Origin of the sequence: Paracoccus sp. MA, assembly GCF_020990385.1 — a bacterium.
Taxonomy (GTDB): domain Bacteria; phylum Pseudomonadota; class Alphaproteobacteria; order Rhodobacterales; family Rhodobacteraceae; genus Paracoccus.
This window is the reverse complement of sequence record NZ_CP087598.1, coordinates 60,066-76,117: the sequence shown is the minus strand read 5'-3', so window position 1 is coordinate 76,117 and position 16,052 is coordinate 60,066. Positions and strand designations below refer to the sequence as shown.

The window sequence follows — 16,052 nt, the reverse complement described above, 5'->3', positions numbered from 1 at the left end:
TCACTTGAGCTGGTCTTCGGTATAGTAGCCCGAGCCGACCAGAACCTCTTGCAGGTTTTTCTCGGTGACTGCGACGGGTTCCAGAAGGTAGCTGGGCACCACCTTGACGCCGTTGTCATAGCTTTCGGTGTCGTTCACCTCGGGCTCCTCGCCCTTCATCATCGCATCGACCATGCCGACGGTGACCTTGGCGAGTTCGCGGGTGTCCTTGAAGATGGTCGAATACTGCTCGCCCGCCAGGATCGACTTGACCGACTGCACCTCGGCGTCCTGGCCGGTGACGATGGGCATGGCCAGGTCGCCCGAGCCGTAGCCGACGCCCTTCAGCGACGACAGGATACCGATCGACAGCCCGTCATAGGGCGACAGCACCCCGTTCACCTGCTTGTCGGTGTAGTTGGCCGACAGGATGTTGTCCATGCGCGCCTGCGCCGTGGCCGGATCCCAGCGCAGCGTGCCGACCTTGTCCATGCCCATCTGGCCCGAGGGGATCACCACCGAGCCGTCGTCGATCAGCGGCTGGATCACCGACATGGCGCCGTCGTAGAAGAAATAGGCGTTGTTGTCGTCGGGGCTGCCGCCGAACAGCTCGACGTTCCAGGGCTTCACCTCCGGGAAGCGTTCCTTCAGCCCCTCGACCAGGGTGGTGGCCTGCTCGACCCCGACCTTGAAATTGTCGAAGGTGGCGTAATAGTCGATATCGGGCGTGTCGCGGATCAGCCGGTCATAGGCGATGACCTTGATGTCGGCGGCCTTGGCATTGGCCAGGGCGTTGGACAGCGTGGTGCCGTCGATGGCGGCGATCACCAGCACGTCGACGCCCTTGGTGATCATGTTCTCGATCTGCGCCAGCTGGTTCGGGATGTCGTCGTCGGCATATTGCAGGTCGGTCTGGTAGCCCGCGTCCTGGAACTGCTTGACCATGTTGTTGCCGTCGTCGATCCAGCGCGCCGAGGTCTTGGTCGGCATCGAGATCCCGACCGTGCCCTCGGCCGCGGCGAGGCCGGGCAGCGAAAGCGTCGCCGCCGAGGCCAGAGCCAGGGCGTATTTCCTGAGGTTCGGCATGTTTCCTCCCTGTCGTCATTGTCCGGGTGGCGGCCGCCTCGACAGCCATGATCCAGCCGGTAGCTCCCCTTCGCGCGGGGCGCGGGATACGCGGTTCCGTCCGGCGATCCGCGCCATGGCGGCGGTCGCGATCCGCCTGCCTGACCGAGAGGCTAGACCCCGCCAATATGTCCGTCAATCATGCAGAAAGGCGGTTTGCATACCGGAATTGATATGATGGTTTGCGCCAACATACCGGAAGGGCGGCACCTCGCGGCCCGGCCGGGCGGATCAGGCGTCGGCATAAAGGTCGGACCACTCGGGATGGCGCTGGAACTGGGCGCGCACATAGCTGCAGGCCGGCACGATCAGCACGCCGCGCGCCCGCGCATCCGCGACCAGGCGCTGGACCATGGCCGCGGCGGCGCCGCTGCCGCGCATGGCGTCGGGGGCATAGGTGTGGTCGGCGACGATGATGCCGGGGCCGCCGGCATGCCAGGTCAGCTCGGCCTCGCCCTCGATCCCGGGCAGGGTGGCGACATAGCGGCCCGAGCTGCCGTAATCCTCATGCGCGACATGAATGGTCGGTTGCACCATGGTTCCCTCCGTGGCTTCGCTGCCATAACGCATGAAGCGGCCGATCCGGTCCATCCCGCCGCCGATGCGACGCTGCGGCCGAAGCGGTTGGGTGCGGCTAGCGCGGCCGGGCGGGGCGCGGCTTGCGCCCTGCATGATGCGGATCGGGGTCAAGCGTCAGGGCCCGGCACAGTTCGGGCGAGAACGGGCCGGCGATGCGCTCCAGTTCGGCGATATCGACCTCGATCCCGCCCATGCCGTCCTTGACCGCGCGCAGCCCGGTGCGGTGCCAGCGCCCGCCCAGCCGCCGCTCGATCTCGAGGCAGTTCGAGCCGGAATCGAGCGGCAGGCGCAGATGCCGGTCAAGGCGCAGATAGAGCGGCGCGGCGGTTGTCGTGCCGCTGCGCGTCCGGCCTCCGACCAGGCGCAGGCCGCGATCGGCCTGGGGCCTGGCGTGCAGCGGCGGCTCGCCCAGCCCGATGGCCAGTTCGTCGAGCATGCGCCGCGAGATATAGCCGGGGATCGGGTCCAGCTCGGCGATGGCGGCGTTGATCGCCGGGCCAAGTCCTCCGGTCTGCAGCTCGGCGATCCGGGTCGAGCTGACCAGCACCGCCGCCAGCGCCGCCGAGGCGCGGGCCTCGGCATCGCCGGCCTGACCGGCGGGCGGGCCCGTGGCGATCAGCCCCTCGCCGCCGCCGACGGTGGGCGCCAGCCCGGTCTGGATCATCTCGCGCATGACGTCCTCAAGCCGGCTGAGCCGCTCGATCGCCTCGTCCATCGCGGCGCGGACCTCGTCCAGGCGCCGGGCACCCTCGGCCACGGGGCGGAGCCGGGAGACTCTGCCATTGCAGGGGCCGTTCGTCCCCGTGCTGCCAGCCGACTTCGTCATCCCGTTGAATCGCCAGTTTGACCGCGTGTTGGCGGCGATCCTATGCCCGCAAATCGTCCTTGGCCATAGAGTGATGCCGGGACCTGCGGCGGCCCGCTCAGGCGCGCTCGGAATACTCGAAAAGCTCGGTATTGACGACGATATCCTCGTCCGCGCCGACGAAGGGCGGGATCATGATGCGCAGCCCGTTGTCGAGGATCGCCGGCTTGAAGCTTTTCGCGGCGGTCTGGCCGTTCAGCACCGGCTCGGTCTCGGCCACGCGGCAGACCACCTTCTGCGGCAGGCGCAGGGACAGCGCCTCGTCGCCGTAATATTCCACCGCCGCGACCATGCCGTCCTGCAGGAAGGGGCGGCGGTCGCCCAGCAGGTCGGCGTCCAGCTCGGTCTGCTCGAAGGTCTCGCTGTCCATGAACACCAGCTTGCCGTCGGATTCATACAGGAATTGCTGGTCCTTGGTTTCCAGATGGACGTGGTCGACCTTGTCCTCCGAGCGGAAGCGTTCATTCAGCTTGCGCCCGTCGCGCAGGTTCTTCAGCTCGACCTGGGCGAAGGCGCCGCCCTTGCCGGGCTTGACGTGGTTCACCTTGACCGCCGCCCAGAGACCGCCGTCATGGTCCAGCACGAAGCCGGGCTTGATTTCATTGCCATTGATCTTGGCCATTCGGAATTGCCTTGAAAGGATTGGGGAATGCGCGGCGGCCCAGGGGGTTGAACCGCGATTGCCCGGACCTATATCCACTGCCGTGCCTCGTGGCAACCGAAAGGCGGTTTGCGCGTTGTCAAGGGCGCCCGGGCCTTTCCGCATGTCGCAAGATCGTTGCTTTTGGCGATTATTACGCGTATCTGCCGGGGCTTGCACGGCGTGCATGGCGGTCATGCGGCTGGAGGCATACCGAATCACGGCCCGGATCGGCTAAGCCGGCCAGCGCCGCCTATGAGGCAAAATGATGCAGCAACCTTGGCATGGGTCAAGGTGCGGGGGCACCGCAAGAAAAACAGGATAATGATGATGCGCGATTTCGTGGATGGCTCGGCTTTCAATTTTGAACAGGGACAGCGGGCCCGCAAGCTTTTTGCTGCCGTTGTGCTGGCTGCGCTGGACGATGCGATCGCCGATGACAAAAAATACGGCAACGGGCCCGATCAGATTGCACGTTGGGCACGCTCGCGCGATGGGCGCGAGGTTCTGTCCTGCGCCGGCATCGACCCGAACGAGCGCGTCGTGAAGGGGCTGATGGAATTCGTGGCCAAGGGCGTGCGCACCTCGGTCGCGCTGTCGCGCGAGGAAAGCGAGCGCCGCCACGCCGCGGAAGAGGCCGACGCGGCGTAACCATCCCCGTCGCGCGCTGCATGGGCCGTCCCGCGGGGCGGCCTTTTTCGTTACTGAAACAGATACAGCGCCAGCGGCGCGATGATCGAGGTCAGCACCGCGTTCAGCCCCATGCCGATCCCGGCGAAGGCGCCGGCGGTCTCGTTCACCTGAAAGGCGCGGGCGGTGCCGATGCCATGCGCGGCCACGCCCAGCGAAAAGCCGCGCGCCCGCCAGTCGCGGATCCCCAGGGCATTCAGCAGCGGCGTGGCGATGATGGCGCCGAAGATGCCCGTGACCAGCACCAGGACGGCGGTGATCGTCGGCTCTCCGCCCAGCCCCTCGGCGATGCCGATGGCCACGGGCGCGGTGGTGGATTTCGGCGCCAGGCTGGCCAGCATCACCTCGGACAGCCCGAAAGCCTTGCCGATGGCCAGGGCCGAGACCACCGCCGTCACCGACCCCGCCAGCAGCGCCGCGACCAGCGGCAGGGCCGCCTTCCTGACCCGGCGCAGGTTGTCGTAAAGCGGCATTCCCAGCGCCACCGTGGCCGGGCCCAGCATGAAATGCACGAATTGCGCGCCCTCGAAATAGGTCTGGTAGCTGGTGCCGGTCAGCCCCAGCACGCAGGCCAGCAGGATCACCGCGCACAGCACCGGATTGGCCCAGCTTTGCCGGCCCATGGCGCGGAAGAAGCTGTCGCCCAGCCAATAGGCGATCAGCGTCGCCGTCAGCCACAGCAGCGGGCCTTGGGTCAGATAGCTCCAGATCAGCGCCGCGTCGGTCATTCCTCGACCCCGCCCGTCCAGCGCACCACCGCGCGGAACACCAGCGCCCCCGCCGCGATGGCCAGCGCGGTCGAGACGGTCAGCGCCAGCGCCACCGCCAGCCCGTCGCTGCGGAACTGGCCCAGATGCGCCACCACGCCGACGCCCGCCGGCACGAAGAACAGCGACAGATGGCCCAGGATGCCGGTGACCACCGGGCGCAGCATCTCGGCCAGCGCCGGGCGCAGGCTGCAGGACAGCACCAGCAGCAGCAGCCCCAGCACCGGGCCGGGCAGCAGCAGGCCCAGGCTGCGGGTGGCAACCTCGCCGATGAGCTGGAAGACCAGGATGATGGCAAGCGCGGGAATCATGCCGGCCAGATTAACAGCGTATTTCTTGTGGTGAACCCTCAAATCTTGTGGATAACCGCCGAGAGCCCGCCATATCTGGGGGTTTGTGTTGACTTGGGACCCGGGATCGCCAAGAATCCCCGGCATCTGGACCTTCTTCGTGGACCCCTCGCATTGCGTTTCGACCGCCTGCGCCTCAATGGTTTCAAGAGCTTCGTGGACCCGACCGATCTGGTCATCCACGAGGGCCTGACCGGCGTGGTCGGCCCGAACGGCTGCGGCAAGTCGAACCTGCTGGAGGCGCTGCGCTGGGTCATGGGCGAAAACCGGCCCACCGCCATGCGCGGCGAGGGGATGGAGGACGTGATCTTTGCCGGCACCGCCCGGCGCTCCGCCCGCGCCCATGCCGAGGTCACGCTGACCATCGACAACAAGCAGCGCCTTGCCCCCGCCGGGCTGAACGACGCCGACACGCTGGACATCACCCGCCGCATCACCCGCGACGCCGGTTCGGCCTATCGCATCAACGGGAAAGAGGTGCGGGCGCGCGACGTGCAGATGCTGTTCGCGGATGCCTCGACCGGGGCGCATTCGCCGGCGCTGGTGCGGCAGGGACAGATTTCCGAGCTGATCAACGCCAAGCCCAAGGCGCGCCGCCGGGTGCTGGAGGAGGCGGCGGGGATTTCCGGCCTCTACCAGCGCCGGCACGAGGCCGAGCTGAAGCTGAACGCGGCCGAGGCGAACCTGACCCGCGTCGACGACACGCTGGACCAGCTGTCCACGCAGGCCGCCAGCCTGGCCCGGCAGGCCCGCGCCGCCGCGCGCTATCGCGAGATCGGCGCCGCCCTGCGCCGGGCCGAGGGCGTGCTGCTTTATTGCCGCTGGGCCGAGGCCGAGCAGGCCAAGGCCGGGACGGCCGAGGCTTTGCGGGCCGCGATCCGCGCCGCCACTGATGCCGAGGCCCATGCCCGCCGCGCCATCGCCGCCCGCGAGGCGGCCGAGGCGAAGCTGCCGCCGCTGCGCGAGGAGGAGCAGGTCGCGAGCGCCATCCTGTCCCGCGCCACCGTCGAGCGCGAGGCGCTGGACGAGGCCGAGGCCCGCGCCGCCCAGGCGATCCAGACGCTTCTGGCGCGCATCGCCCAGCTCGACCGCGACATCGAGCGGGAATCGGCGCTGAACCGCGACGCCGGCGAAGTGATCGCGCGGCTGGAATGGGAAAGGCGCGAGCTGGAAAAGGCCGGGCAGGGCCATGACGAACGGCTGGAGGCCGCCGGCACCGCCGCCGAGGAAGCCGCCGAGGCGTTGCGCGAGGTCGAGGCCAAGCTGGCCGAGCTGACCGACGAATCCGCCCGCCTCGCCGCCCGTCACCAATCCGCCGAGCGGCTGGTCCACGACCTGCGGCAGATGCAGGACCGCGCCACCCGCGCCGCCGCCGAGGCCGAGGCGGCCGCCGCCCGCGCCGCCGAGGCCGGCACCGAGGCCGCGAGCGCCCGCGAAGCCGCCGAGGCGGCGCAGGAGGAAGCCCGCGACCGCGTCGAGCAGACCGAGGAGGCGCTGGCCGCGGCCGAGGAGGCCCGCGCCGCGCTGGAGGCCGAGGAATCCGTCGCCCGCTCGGCCCGCGCCGAGGCCGAGGGCGAGGTCTCGGCGCTGAATGCCGAGATGGCGGCGCTGAAGCGTCTGGTGGAACGCGGCAATAGCGGCGGCTCGATCCTGGATCTGGTGCGCGTGGCGCGCGGCTACGAGACCGCCTTCGGCGCGGCGCTGGGCGACGACCTGGGCGTGGGGCTGGCCGAGGACGGCTCGGGCTGGCATCGGCTGCCGGGCTATGACGCGCCGCAGCCGCTGCCGGCGGGCGCCGAGCCGCTGGCGCCGCATGTGGACGGTCCCGAGGCGCTGGCGCGGCGGCTGTCGCAGGTCGGGCTGGTCGCGGATGTGGAAATGGGTGCGGCGATGCAGGCGCAGCTCGCCCCCGGCCAGCGGCTGGTGACGCGGGACGGAGACCTGTTCCGCTGGGACGGCATGCGGGTGATGGCGGGCGAGGCGGCCTCCTCGGCCGCGCTGCATCTGCAAAAGGTCAACCAGCTGGCCGAGCTGACCGAACATGTCGAGACCGCGCAGGCCCGCGCCGAGGATGCGCAGGCCGCGCATCAGGCGCTGCGCGACCGCCACCTGGCCGCGACCGAGGCCGAGAAGCGCGCCCGCGATGCAAGGCGCGAGGCCGAGCGTGGGCTGTCGGATGCCGTGCGCGCCGTCACCCGCGCCGAATCCGAGCTGTCCATGGCGCAAAGCCGCGCCGAATCGGCCCGCGCCGAACTGGCCCGGCATCGCGAGGATGCGCTGGACGCCCGCGCCCGGCTGGCCGAGGCCGAGCGGGCGCTGGCCGAACTGCCCGATCGCGGCGCCGCGGCCTCGGCGCTGGACCATGCCCGCATGGGCGTCGAGGCGGCGCGCATCGCCACCCTGACCCGGCGCGGCGCGCTGGACGAGCTGCGGCGCGAGGCGAATGCCCGCACCAAGCGCCTGCAAGAGATCGCCAAGGAGGAATCCGGCTGGCGGCTGCGGCTGGATCAGGCCGGCACCCGTGCCGCCGAACTCGCCGCCCGTCGCGACCAGGCCGCGGCCGATCTGGAGGAGGCCGAGGCCCAGCCCGAGATCCTCGCCGAGCGCCGCGAGGTGCTGACCGAGGCCGAGGCGCAGGCCGCCGCCCGGCTGGCCCGCGCCCGCGATGCGCTGTCCGCCGCCGACCAGGCGCTGCGCCTTGCCGCCGAGGCCGAGCGCGAGGCCGAGCGCGCCGCATCCGACGCGCGCGAGAGCCGCGCCGCCCGCGAGGCCCGGGCCGAGGCCGCCATCGAGGCCGAAGCCGCCGCCCGCCTGCGCATCCATGAGGAGCTTGAGGCCACGCCCGAGGCGCTGCTGGAATTCCTGGGCGAGGTCGAGGAGATCGCCGCCGAGGCGCTGGAGGAGCAGATCGCCCGGCTGCGCCAGAGCCGCGACGCGCTGGGGGCCGTGAACCTGCGCGCCGAGGAGGACAAGCGCGAGCTGGAGACCGAGCGCGACCGGCTGGGCGCCGAGAAAGAGGACCTGACCGAGGCGATCCGCAAGCTGCGCCAGGGCATCGGCAGCCTGAACCGCGAGGGGCGCGAGCGGCTGCTTTCGGCCTTCGACACGGTGAACGCCAATTTCACCACCCTGTTCACGCATCTGTTCGGCGGCGGCGAGGCACGGCTGGTGCTGGTCGAATCCGACGACCCGCTGGAGGCGGGGCTGGAGATCATGTGCCAGCCGCCGGGGAAAAAGCTCAGCACCCTCAGCCTGCTCTCGGGCGGCGAGCAGACGCTGACGGCGCTGGCGCTGATCTTCGCGGTCTTTCTCGCCAATCCGGCACCGATCTGCGTGCTGGACGAGGTGGACGCGCCGCTGGACGACGCCAACGTCACCCGATTCTGCGACCTGATGGACGAGATGACGCGGCGCACCGACACCCGCTTCCTTGTGATCACCCACCACGCCGTCACCATGTCGCGCATGGACCGGCTGTTCGGCGTGACCATGGTCGAGCAGGGGGTCAGCCAGCTGGTCAGCGTCGACCTGAAGCGCGCGGAAGCTCTGGTGGCCTGACGCGCGACGCGGTAATCAGCGCGCGATTCCGTGACGGAGAAGATGATGCGAACCCTGGTTCCCCTTGTGCTGGCGGCGCTGATGCAGGTGCCCGCCGCGCAAGCGCAGGTCGTGGGCGACCCCGAGGCGATCCTGCTGATGATGCAGGATTTCGGCCTGCCCGCGACGCTTTCGACCGATGCGGTGGGCGACCCGCTGATCGAAAGCCGCATCGACGGCACCAGGTTCTCGGTCTATTTCTACCATTGCGAAAAGCTCTGCGCCGCGATCCAGTTCTCGGCCGGCTTCGACCTGGACGAGCCGATGTCCGAGGCAATGGCCAATCGCTGGAACCGAGAAAAGCGTTTCGGCAAGGTCTATCTGGACGAGACCGGCGACCCTTTCGTGGAAATGGATATCGGGGTTGCGGAGGACGGCATCGGACGCAAGAATTTCGACGATGCGCTGGACACCTGGCGCATCGTGCTGAGCGATTTCCGCGACTTCATCGACTGGTAGGAGGATAGCATGTCCATCGAGACGAAACTGGCAGAGCTGGGGATCACGCTGCCCGACGCGCCGGCCCCGGCGGCGAATTACGTGCCCTATGTGATCACGGGCAACCTGCTGTTCGTTTCGGGCCAGATCAGCCCGGCCAAGGGCCGCCTGGGCGCCGACCTGGCGGTCGAGGAGGGGGCCGAGGCGGCGCGCGGCTGCGGCCTGGCGCTCTTGGCGCAGGCGCGGGCGGCGCTGGGGTCGCTGGACCGGGTGGTGCGGGTGGTCAAGCTGACCGGCTTCGTCAACTCGACGGCCGAATTCACCGACCAGCCCGAGGTGATCAACGGCTGCTCGAACCTGATGGTCGAGGTCTTCGGCGACAAGGGCCGCCATGCCCGCGCCGCCGTCTCGGCCCCGGCCCTGCCGCGCGGCGTCGCGGTCGAGGTCGAGGCGATCTTCGAGTTCGCCTGATGGGCCTTCACCCGGATTTCCTGCGCCTGCCCGTCGCCCATCGCGGGCTGCACGGGCCGGGCGTGCCGGAAAACAGCATGGCGGCGTTCCGCGCCGCCATCGCCGCCGGCTACGGCATCGAATGCGACATCCAGCGCGCCTCGGACGGCACCGCACTGGTCTTTCACGACGACGACCTGCCGCGCCTGACCGGGGCCGAGGGGCTGGTCAGCGCCCTGGGCATCGACGCGCTGTCCATGCTGCGCATCATGGGCACCGAGGAGCATATCCCGACGCTGGCCGAACTGCTGGACGAGGTCGCGGGCCGGGTGCCGCTGCTGATCGAGATCAAGGACCAGAGCATGCGTTCCTCGGCCGAGGTGGGCGATCTGCAGGCCGAGGTGGCGCGGCTGCTTTCCGGCTATGACGGGCCGGTCGCGGTCATGTCCTTCAACCCGCATGCGGTGGCGGCCTTCCATGCCGCGGCGCCCGGGGTGACGGTGGGGCTGACCACTTGCGGCTACGAGGCCGGGGACTGGCCGATGCTGGACGACGCCACGCGCGCGCATCTGGCGGCCATCGGCGATTTCGACCGGGTGGGGGCCAGCTTCATCTCGCATGACCGCAGGGATCTGGGCAATCCGGCGGTGGCGGCGCTGAAGGCGCGCGGCGTGCCGGTGCTGTGCTGGACCGTGCGCTCGACCGCCGCCGAGGCCGAGGCGCGCCGCGTCGCCGACAATATCACATTCGAGCATTACCTGCCCGCCAAGCCCTGACAATCGCCGCGCCCGCGCCTATGTTTCCCGCCATGAGCGAGCTTGCCGTTTCCGTCCTGCCTGCGATTTCCGGGATCGACGCCGCCGAATGGGACGGCTGCGGGGCCGACGCCAACCCCTTCACCACGCATCGCTTCCTGTCGGCGCTGGAGGAATCCGGCTCGGTCGGCGAAGAGGCCGGCTGGCACCCGAGCCATCTGGTCGCCCGGCTGGACGGCGCGGTGGCGGGCGTCGCGCCTTGCTATGTCAAGACCCACAGCCAGGGCGAATATATCTTCGACCACGGCTGGGCGCAGGCCTATGAGCGGGCGGGCGGGCGCTATTACCCCAAGCTGCAATGCGCCGTGCCCTTCACCCCGGTCACCGGGCCGCGGCTGATCGCGCCCAGCCCGGCGGTGCAGCGCGGGCTGCTGGTGGCCATGGCGCAATTCGCGCAGCAATCGGGCCTGTCGGGCGCGCATGTGACCTTCTGCAGCGAGGCCGAGGCCGAGCTGGGCGAGGCTGCCGGCTTCCTGCCCCGCGCCAGCGAGCAGTTCCACTGGCTGAACCAGGGCTATGCGACCTATGACGACTTCCTGGCGCAGCTGTCCTCGCGCAAGCGCAAGGCCCTCCGCAAGGAACGCGAGCGGGCGCAGGCTTTCGGCGGCAGCATCCGCAGCCTGACCGGGGACCAGATCCGGCCGGGGCATTGGGACGCCTTCTGGCGCTTCTATCAGGATACCGGCGGGCGCAAATGGGGCCGGCCTTACCTGACCCGCGCCTTCTTCGACATCCTGCACCACACCATGCGCGACGATTGCCTGCTGGTCCTGGCCGAGCGCGAGGGCCGGCCCATCGCCGGGGCGCTGAACCTGATCGGGCGGGATGCGCTTTACGGTCGCTATTGGGGCTGCGTCGAGGACCACCCCTTCCTGCATTTCGAACTGTGCTATCACCAGGCCATCGACTGGGCCATCGCCCATGGCCTGTCCCGCGTCGAGGCCGGGGCGCAGGGCGAGCACAAGCTGGCGCGCGGCTACATGCCCAGCCAGACCCATTCGCTGCATTGGGTGGCGGACCCGGGCTTCAGGAAGGCCATCGCCGACTACCTGCGGCGCGAGCGTCAGGCGGTCGGCCAGGAGATGGCCTTCATGGCCGAGATGGGCCCGTTCCGGCGCGGCTAGGATCGCTTGACCAGCCGGAACGCGGCCGAGGCGCCCCAGCCCGCCGCCACCGCGATGGCCAGCGACATGATGCCGTAGATGAAGGGCTGTCCCAGCGCCAGGCGATAGAGCCAGCGTTCCAGCCCGACCTTGCGCACCTCGATCGGGGCGCGGAAGGTGTCGATGACCTTGCCGTCGCGCAGCAGGAAGATGCGGGTGCTGTAATAGCCCTCGATCAGGTTGGCGGGCAGGCGGACATCGGCGCGGAACAGCGTCTGCTCGGCCAGCCGCACGGCGCCGTCGTCCTGGCGATACAGGTCGGCGGCGCGGCGCAGGCGGATCAGCGCCTCGGTATAGGGCACGGCGTCCTCGACCTCCATCGGCCCGGCAAAGGCCCGCATCGCCAGCGGGATCGAGACGCGGTAGCGCTGGTCCTCCTCGGGGGTCAGGATCAGGTGCAGCGGGCGGGTCGAGGCCACGACATAGAAGCTGGGCGCCGAGCCGATGCTGACCCGGCCGGTGTTGATCCAGATCCCCAGCCGGCGCTCCTTGTGCCGCACGGTCAGGGCCTGGGACGGCCCCTCGACCACGACGATCACGTCCAGCGGTTCGCCCTGCGGAATGCGGGATTCGCGCTTGATGGCGCCGTAGATGATGATCTCGGAGCCGTCGAAGCTGGTGGTGATGTCCACGTCGTCGCGCGACAGGCCGGCGACGATCTGCTCGGACGGCAGAGCAGGGGAGGGCAGGGCAGGGGGCGGCTGCTGCGCGGCCAGCGGCAGGGCCAGCAGCATCAGGGCCAGCAGCGGGGCAAGCGCGCGTCTCATCGCAGGATCCCCGGCGTGATCGAGTAAAGCTCGTCCGGGCGCAGGAACAGGTCCAGCGCCAGCTTGCCGCAGACCGCCAGCACCAGAAGCGCCAGCAGGATGCGCAGCTGCTCGGCCCGCAGCCGCGCGCCCAGATGCGTGCCGATCTGCGCCCCGGTGACGCCGCCGACGATCAGCAGCACCGCCAGCATCACGTCCACCGTGTTCGACGAGACGGCATGCATCAGCGTGGTATAGGCCGACAGGAAGGTGATCTGGAACAGCGAGGTGCCGATGACCACCTTGGTCGGCATGCCCAGCAGATAGATCATCGCCGGCACCATGATGAAGCCGCCGCCCACGCCCATCAGCGCGCCCAGCACGCCGACGGCCGCGCCGACCAGCAGCACAGGAATGGCGCTGATATACAGGCCCGAGGCGCGGAACTTCATCTTCAGCGGCCATTTGTGCACCCAGCCGTGCTGGTGGCGGCGCATCGGCTTGATCGGCCCGCTGCGGCGCGCGCGGTGCAGCGCCCGCAGGCTTTCCTGCAGCATCATCGCGCCGATCAGGCCCAGGAAGATCACGTAGCAGAGCTGCACCACCAGATCGACCTGACCCAGCCGCGACAGCATGTTGAACAGCAGCACCCCCGCGGACGAGCCGACCAGCCCGCCCGCCAGCAGCACCCAGCCCATGCGGAAGTCGACGGTCTTGCGCTTGACATGCGCCAGCACGCCGGAAAAGGACGAGGCCACGACCTGGTTGGCGCCGGTCGCCACCGCGATGGCCGGCGGAATGCCGATGAAGAACAGCAGCGGCGTGATCAGGAAACCTCCGCCCACGCCGAACAGGCCGGACATCAGCCCGACGATGCCGCCGAGTCCGATCAGCACCAGCGCGTTGACCACCACCTCGGCAATGGGAAGATAGATCTGCATGTCCTGCCCGGCTTATTGCCTTGTCTCGATGCTGCCCCGGCAACAGCCCGGCGTCAAACGCTTCCGTGGCCCTTCGAGCGGGTTGTCGCAAGGCTGTGGCGCGGATAAAGCATGAGGGGACGGGCAGATAACGGCAAGGGCGCGGGCGGCGCGAGACGTGGCCCCGCGCGGCGGCCGGACAGGGACGGATATGCGCATTCTGATCACCAATGACGACGGCATCAACGCGCCGGGACTCGAGGCGCTGGAGGCCATCGCGGCCGAGGTCGCGGGCCCGGGGGGCGAGGTCTGGACCGTCGCCCCCGCCTTCGAGCAGTCGGGCGTCGCGCATTGCATCAGCTATGTCCATCCGACGCTGATCGCCGAACTGGGGCCGCGCCGCTTCGCCGCCGAGGGCACGCCGGCCGATTGCGTCCTGGCCGCCATCGCCGACGTGATGCGCGAGAGCCCGCCGGACCTGGTGCTGTCGGGCGTGAACCGCGGCAACAATTCGGGCGAGAACGTGATGTATTCCGGCACGGTCGGCGGCGCCATGGAGGCGGCGCTGCAGGGCCTGCCCGCCATCGCCCTGTCGCAATACATGGGCCAACGCACCGCCGTGCTGGACGATCCGTTCCAGGCGGCGCGCGCGCACGGGCCGCGGCTGATCCGGCAATTGCTGGATTACGGCGACTGGACCTCGGACGAGGATTTCCGGCTGTTCTACAATATCAACTTCCCGCCCTGCGACGCGGCTTCGGTCAAGGGCACGCGCGTCGCGCCCCAGGGCCGCCGCCAGGGCGTGCGCTTCGAGGTCGAGCCCTATCACGCGCCGAACGGCCGGCGCTTCCTGTGGGTGCTGGGCGGCTCGCAGACGGCGCAGGCCACGCCGGAGAGTGACGTGGACGCGAATATGCGCGACTATATCTCGCTGACGCCGATGCGGCCGGACCTGACCTGCCACAAGACCCTGGCCGAGCTGCGCGGCGTGCTGGAGGAGGGCTGAACCTGGGCATGAGCGACGATCCCGAGACGGCCGAACGCAAGATGCGCTTCCTGTTCGCGCTGCGGCAGCGCGGGGTCACCGATCCGCGCGTGCTCGAGGCGATGGAGCGCATCGACCGCGGCGAATTCGTCCGCGGCCATTTCGAGGATCGCGCCTATGACGACACGCCGCTGCCCATCCCCTGCGGCCAGACCATCAGCCAGCCCTCGGTGGTGGGGCTGATGACCCAGGCGCTGGAGGTCGGGCCGCGCGACAAGGTGCTGGAGATCGGCACCGGCTCGGGCTACCAGGCGGCGGTCCTGTCGCTGCTCTGCCGGCGGGTCTATACCATCGACCGCCACCGCCGGCTGGTGGCCGAGGCCGAGGCGCTGTTCCGCGACCTGGGCCTGACCAACATCACCGCGCTGGTCGCGGACGGCTCGCGCGGGCTGCCCGAGCAGGCGCCCTTCGATCGCATCATGGTGACGGCGGCGGCCGAGGATCCTCCGGGCCCGCTCTTGGCGCAGTTGAAGATCGGCGGTATCATGGTGGTGCCGGTCGGGCAGTCGGATGCGGTGCAGACGCTGATCCGCGTGCGCCGCGGCGAAAACGGCTTTGACTATGACGAATTGCGGCAGGTGCGCTTCGTGCCGCTGGTCGAGGGGTTGGGACAGACATGACCCCCGGCCGTCCAGAGTGAGGAACGGGCAGATGATCAAGATCAGGCAGTTGGCCATGGCCGCCGGCGCCGCGGCGATTCTGGCGTCCTGCGGGCCGCAGGGCGGCCTGGATTTCAGCAATTTCGACCCCGACCTGCGCGGCTGGGGCGGCGGCGGGCTGGACACCGCCGGGGCGGCGGCACGCGCCCAGCCCCGCCCGGCCCCGGACCAGCGCGGGGTGATCTCCTATCCCGGCTATCAGGTCGCCATTGCGCGGCAGGGCGACACCGTGGCCACCATCGCCGCCCGGCTGGGCCTGAATGCGGCCGAACTGGCCAGCCACAACGCCATCGGCGCCAATACCGTGCTGAACCCGGGCGCGGTGGTCGCGCTGCCGCGCCGGGTCGCGGGCGGCGCCCCGGCGGCGGTCGCCTCCTCTACCGGGCAGGTCAGCGATCCCTTTGCCGGCCAGGGCATCAGGCAGCCGGACGTGCCCCCGGCCGGGGCGGGGGCGGTGACCAGCACCACGCTGCCGGCGTCGAGCCAGCCCAGGCAGCATGTCGTCGCGGCCGGAGAGACGGCCTGGTCCATCGCCCGCAAATACAACGTCTCGGCCAACGATCTGGCGCAGTGGAACGGTCTGTCGCAGAACATGGCCCTGCGCACCGGCCAGCGCCTGCTGATCCCGGTCGCCGGACAGGCCCCGTCGGCCACGGCGGTCGTCACCGCGCCGGGCAGCGGCAGCCCGACGCCGCGCCCGCCCTCTTCGGCCCAGCCGCTGCCGAACGAGCAGACGAAACCCGTCGCCAGCCCGGTGGACAAGCCGGCCAGCCCCGATCTGGGCAAGACCCGCACCGCCGCCTCGGGCAGCGGCAGGTTCCGCATGCCCGCCGACGGTGCCATCATCCGCCCCTATCAAAAGGGCAGGAATGACGGCATCGACATCTCGGCGGCGCCGGGCAGCACGGTTTCGGCCGCCGGCAGCGGGACGGTCGCCGCGATCACCCGCGACACCGACCAGGTGCCGATCATCGTGGTGCGGCACGACGGCAATCTGATGACCGTCTATGCCGGGCTGGACGATGTGGCCGTCAGCAAGGGCCAGGCGGTCAGCGCCGGCACCCCCCTGGGCAAGACCCGCAGCCAGGGCGTCGTCCATTTCGAGGTCCGCAACGGTTTCGACAGCGTCGATCCCGAGAGATACCTGAACTAGGACGAGCCGGGCTTCCGCCGCGGAACCCGCCGGCCGCGATGCAGGGGCATGGCGCCGGCCGGTCGCGGGCG

Annotated in this window: 17 protein-coding genes; 9 read left to right on the top strand and 8 right to left on the bottom strand. The window is 69.8% G+C overall.

The features are described 5' to 3' along the window. From chvE to efp, 4 genes are all read right to left on the bottom strand, one after another. Nucleotides 1–1,065: a multiple monosaccharide ABC transporter substrate-binding protein gene (gene chvE / locus LOS78_RS07365; RefSeq protein WP_028711670.1), complete on the bottom strand. Its 1,065-nt coding sequence runs from the start codon at nt 1,063–1,065 to the stop codon at nt 1–3. A 270-nt stretch (nt 1,066–1,335) separates the two neighbouring features. Next, nucleotides 1,336–1,641 carry a GNAT family N-acetyltransferase gene (locus LOS78_RS07360; protein ID WP_230377833.1) on the bottom strand — a complete coding sequence of 102 codons (306 nt, stop codon included), beginning with the start codon at nt 1,639–1,641 and terminating at the stop codon, nt 1,336–1,338. Nucleotides 1,642–1,738: 97 nt separating this feature from the next. Beyond that, on the bottom strand, nt 1,739–2,440 hold the full coding sequence (locus tag LOS78_RS07355; RefSeq protein ID WP_028711668.1) for a hypothetical protein: 702 nt from the start codon (nt 2,438–2,440) through the stop codon (nt 1,739–1,741). A 166-nt stretch (nt 2,441–2,606) separates the two neighbouring features. Continuing rightward, nucleotides 2,607–3,170, bottom strand: a complete 564-nt coding sequence (gene efp, locus LOS78_RS07350; protein WP_028711667.1) for an elongation factor P — start codon at nt 3,168–3,170, stop codon at nt 2,607–2,609. Nucleotides 3,171–3,518: 348 nt separating this feature from the next. On the opposite strand from efp, the gene LOS78_RS07345 reads away from it, so the two are divergent. Continuing rightward, nucleotides 3,519–3,839, top strand: coding sequence for a DUF6280 family protein (locus LOS78_RS07345; protein WP_024842734.1), 321 nt, complete (start codon nt 3,519–3,521; stop codon nt 3,837–3,839). Nucleotides 3,840–3,889: 50 nt separating this feature from the next. Here the strand turns inward: LOS78_RS07345 and LOS78_RS07340 are convergent, their stop codons facing one another. Beyond that, nucleotides 3,890–4,606 carry an LrgB family protein gene (locus LOS78_RS07340; RefSeq protein WP_028711666.1) on the bottom strand — a complete coding sequence of 239 codons (717 nt, stop codon included), beginning with the start codon at nt 4,604–4,606 and terminating at the stop codon, nt 3,890–3,892. After that, on the bottom strand, nt 4,603–4,956 hold the full coding sequence (locus LOS78_RS07335) for a CidA/LrgA family protein (RefSeq protein WP_230377832.1): 354 nt from the start codon (nt 4,954–4,956) through the stop codon (nt 4,603–4,605). The genes LOS78_RS07340 and LOS78_RS07335 overlap by 4 nt, the downstream gene beginning before the upstream one ends. Nucleotides 4,957–5,109: 153 nt before the next feature. Between LOS78_RS07335 and LOS78_RS07330 the strand changes: the two genes are divergently transcribed. Genes LOS78_RS07330 through LOS78_RS07310 form a run of 5 tightly spaced genes read left to right on the top strand, consistent with a single transcriptional unit; the run spans nt 5,110 to nt 11,419 of the window. Next, nucleotides 5,110–8,553, top strand: a complete 3,444-nt coding sequence (locus LOS78_RS07330) for a chromosome segregation SMC family protein (RefSeq protein WP_230377831.1) — start codon at nt 5,110–5,112, stop codon at nt 8,551–8,553. A 45-nt stretch (nt 8,554–8,598) separates the two neighbouring features. Further along, the gene (locus tag LOS78_RS07325) at nt 8,599–9,051 is read left to right on the top strand and encodes a YbjN domain-containing protein (RefSeq protein ID WP_230377830.1); all 453 of its coding nucleotides are present in this window, start codon (nt 8,599–8,601) and stop codon (nt 9,049–9,051) included. A 9-nt stretch (nt 9,052–9,060) separates the two neighbouring features. Beyond that, nucleotides 9,061–9,501 carry a RidA family protein gene (locus LOS78_RS07320; RefSeq protein ID WP_028711662.1) on the top strand — a complete coding sequence of 147 codons (441 nt, stop codon included), beginning with the start codon at nt 9,061–9,063 and terminating at the stop codon, nt 9,499–9,501. Beyond that, a complete protein-coding gene (locus tag LOS78_RS07315; protein WP_028711661.1) occupies nt 9,501–10,256 on the top strand; it encodes a glycerophosphodiester phosphodiesterase family protein in 756 nt (251 codons plus the stop codon). The genes LOS78_RS07320 and LOS78_RS07315 overlap by 1 nt, the downstream gene beginning before the upstream one ends. Nucleotides 10,257–10,288: 32 nt before the next feature. After that, nucleotides 10,289–11,419 (top strand): GNAT family N-acetyltransferase, encoded by a 1,131-nt coding sequence (locus tag LOS78_RS07310; RefSeq protein WP_230377829.1) that lies wholly within the window; start codon nt 10,289–10,291, stop codon nt 11,417–11,419. Here LOS78_RS07310 and LOS78_RS07305 read toward each other — a convergent pair. Both LOS78_RS07305 and LOS78_RS07300 read right to left on the bottom strand, forming a co-directional pair. After that, entirely contained in the window at nt 11,416–12,225 is an 810-nt protein-coding gene (locus tag LOS78_RS07305; RefSeq protein ID WP_028711659.1) for a TIGR02186 family protein, read from the bottom strand. The genes LOS78_RS07310 and LOS78_RS07305 overlap by 4 nt on opposite strands. After that, nucleotides 12,222–13,145, bottom strand: a complete 924-nt coding sequence (locus LOS78_RS07300) for a sulfite exporter TauE/SafE family protein (protein WP_028711658.1) — start codon at nt 13,143–13,145, stop codon at nt 12,222–12,224. The genes LOS78_RS07305 and LOS78_RS07300 overlap by 4 nt, the downstream gene beginning before the upstream one ends. 190 nt (nt 13,146–13,335) lie before the next feature. Here LOS78_RS07300 and surE point away from each other — a divergent pair, with 190 nt between their 5' ends. From surE to LOS78_RS07285, 3 genes are read left to right on the top strand one after another with little or no spacing between them, the layout of a single operon-like run. Beyond that, on the top strand, nt 13,336–14,130 hold the full coding sequence (surE, locus tag LOS78_RS07295) for a 5'/3'-nucleotidase SurE (RefSeq protein ID WP_028711657.1): 795 nt from the start codon (nt 13,336–13,338) through the stop codon (nt 14,128–14,130). Between the two features lie 8 nt (nt 14,131–14,138). Continuing rightward, a complete protein-coding gene (locus tag LOS78_RS07290) occupies nt 14,139–14,789 on the top strand; it encodes a protein-L-isoaspartate(D-aspartate) O-methyltransferase (RefSeq protein WP_028711656.1) in 651 nt (216 codons plus the stop codon). 31 nt (nt 14,790–14,820) lie between these two features. After that, nucleotides 14,821–15,981, top strand: coding sequence for a LysM peptidoglycan-binding domain-containing protein (locus tag LOS78_RS07285; RefSeq protein WP_230377828.1), 1,161 nt, complete (start codon nt 14,821–14,823; stop codon nt 15,979–15,981). The last annotated feature ends 71 nt before the right edge of the window (nt 15,982–16,052 follow it).

Bases quoted from the DNA above. Each gene is read 5' to 3' on its own strand.
- chvE (WP_028711670.1), bottom strand. From the start codon at position 1,065: ATGCCGAACCTCAGGAAATACGCCCTGGCTCTGGCCTCGGCGGCGACG.
- LOS78_RS07360 (WP_230377833.1), bottom strand. From the start codon at position 1,641: ATGGTGCAACCGACCATTCATGTCGCGCATGAGGATTACGGCAGCTCG.
- efp (WP_028711667.1), bottom strand. From the start codon at position 3,170: ATGGCCAAGATCAATGGCAATGAAATCAAGCCCGGCTTCGTGCTGGAC.
- LOS78_RS07345 (WP_024842734.1), top strand. From the start codon at position 3,519: ATGCGCGATTTCGTGGATGGCTCGGCTTTCAATTTTGAACAGGGACAG.
- LOS78_RS07340 (WP_028711666.1), bottom strand. From the start codon at position 4,606: ATGACCGACGCGGCGCTGATCTGGAGCTATCTGACCCAAGGCCCGCTG.
- LOS78_RS07335 (WP_230377832.1), bottom strand. From the start codon at position 4,956: ATGATTCCCGCGCTTGCCATCATCCTGGTCTTCCAGCTCATCGGCGAG.
- LOS78_RS07325 (WP_230377830.1), top strand. From the start codon at position 8,599: ATGCGAACCCTGGTTCCCCTTGTGCTGGCGGCGCTGATGCAGGTGCCC.
- LOS78_RS07320 (WP_028711662.1), top strand. From the start codon at position 9,061: ATGTCCATCGAGACGAAACTGGCAGAGCTGGGGATCACGCTGCCCGAC.
- LOS78_RS07315 (WP_028711661.1), top strand. From the start codon at position 9,501: ATGGGCCTTCACCCGGATTTCCTGCGCCTGCCCGTCGCCCATCGCGGG.
- LOS78_RS07310 (WP_230377829.1), top strand. From the start codon at position 10,289: ATGAGCGAGCTTGCCGTTTCCGTCCTGCCTGCGATTTCCGGGATCGAC.
- LOS78_RS07305 (WP_028711659.1), bottom strand. From the start codon at position 12,225: ATGAGACGCGCGCTTGCCCCGCTGCTGGCCCTGATGCTGCTGGCCCTG.
- LOS78_RS07300 (WP_028711658.1), bottom strand. From the start codon at position 13,145: ATGCAGATCTATCTTCCCATTGCCGAGGTGGTGGTCAACGCGCTGGTG.
- surE (WP_028711657.1), top strand. From the start codon at position 13,336: ATGCGCATTCTGATCACCAATGACGACGGCATCAACGCGCCGGGACTC.
- LOS78_RS07290 (WP_028711656.1), top strand. From the start codon at position 14,139: ATGAGCGACGATCCCGAGACGGCCGAACGCAAGATGCGCTTCCTGTTC.
- LOS78_RS07285 (WP_230377828.1), top strand. From the start codon at position 14,821: ATGATCAAGATCAGGCAGTTGGCCATGGCCGCCGGCGCCGCGGCGATT.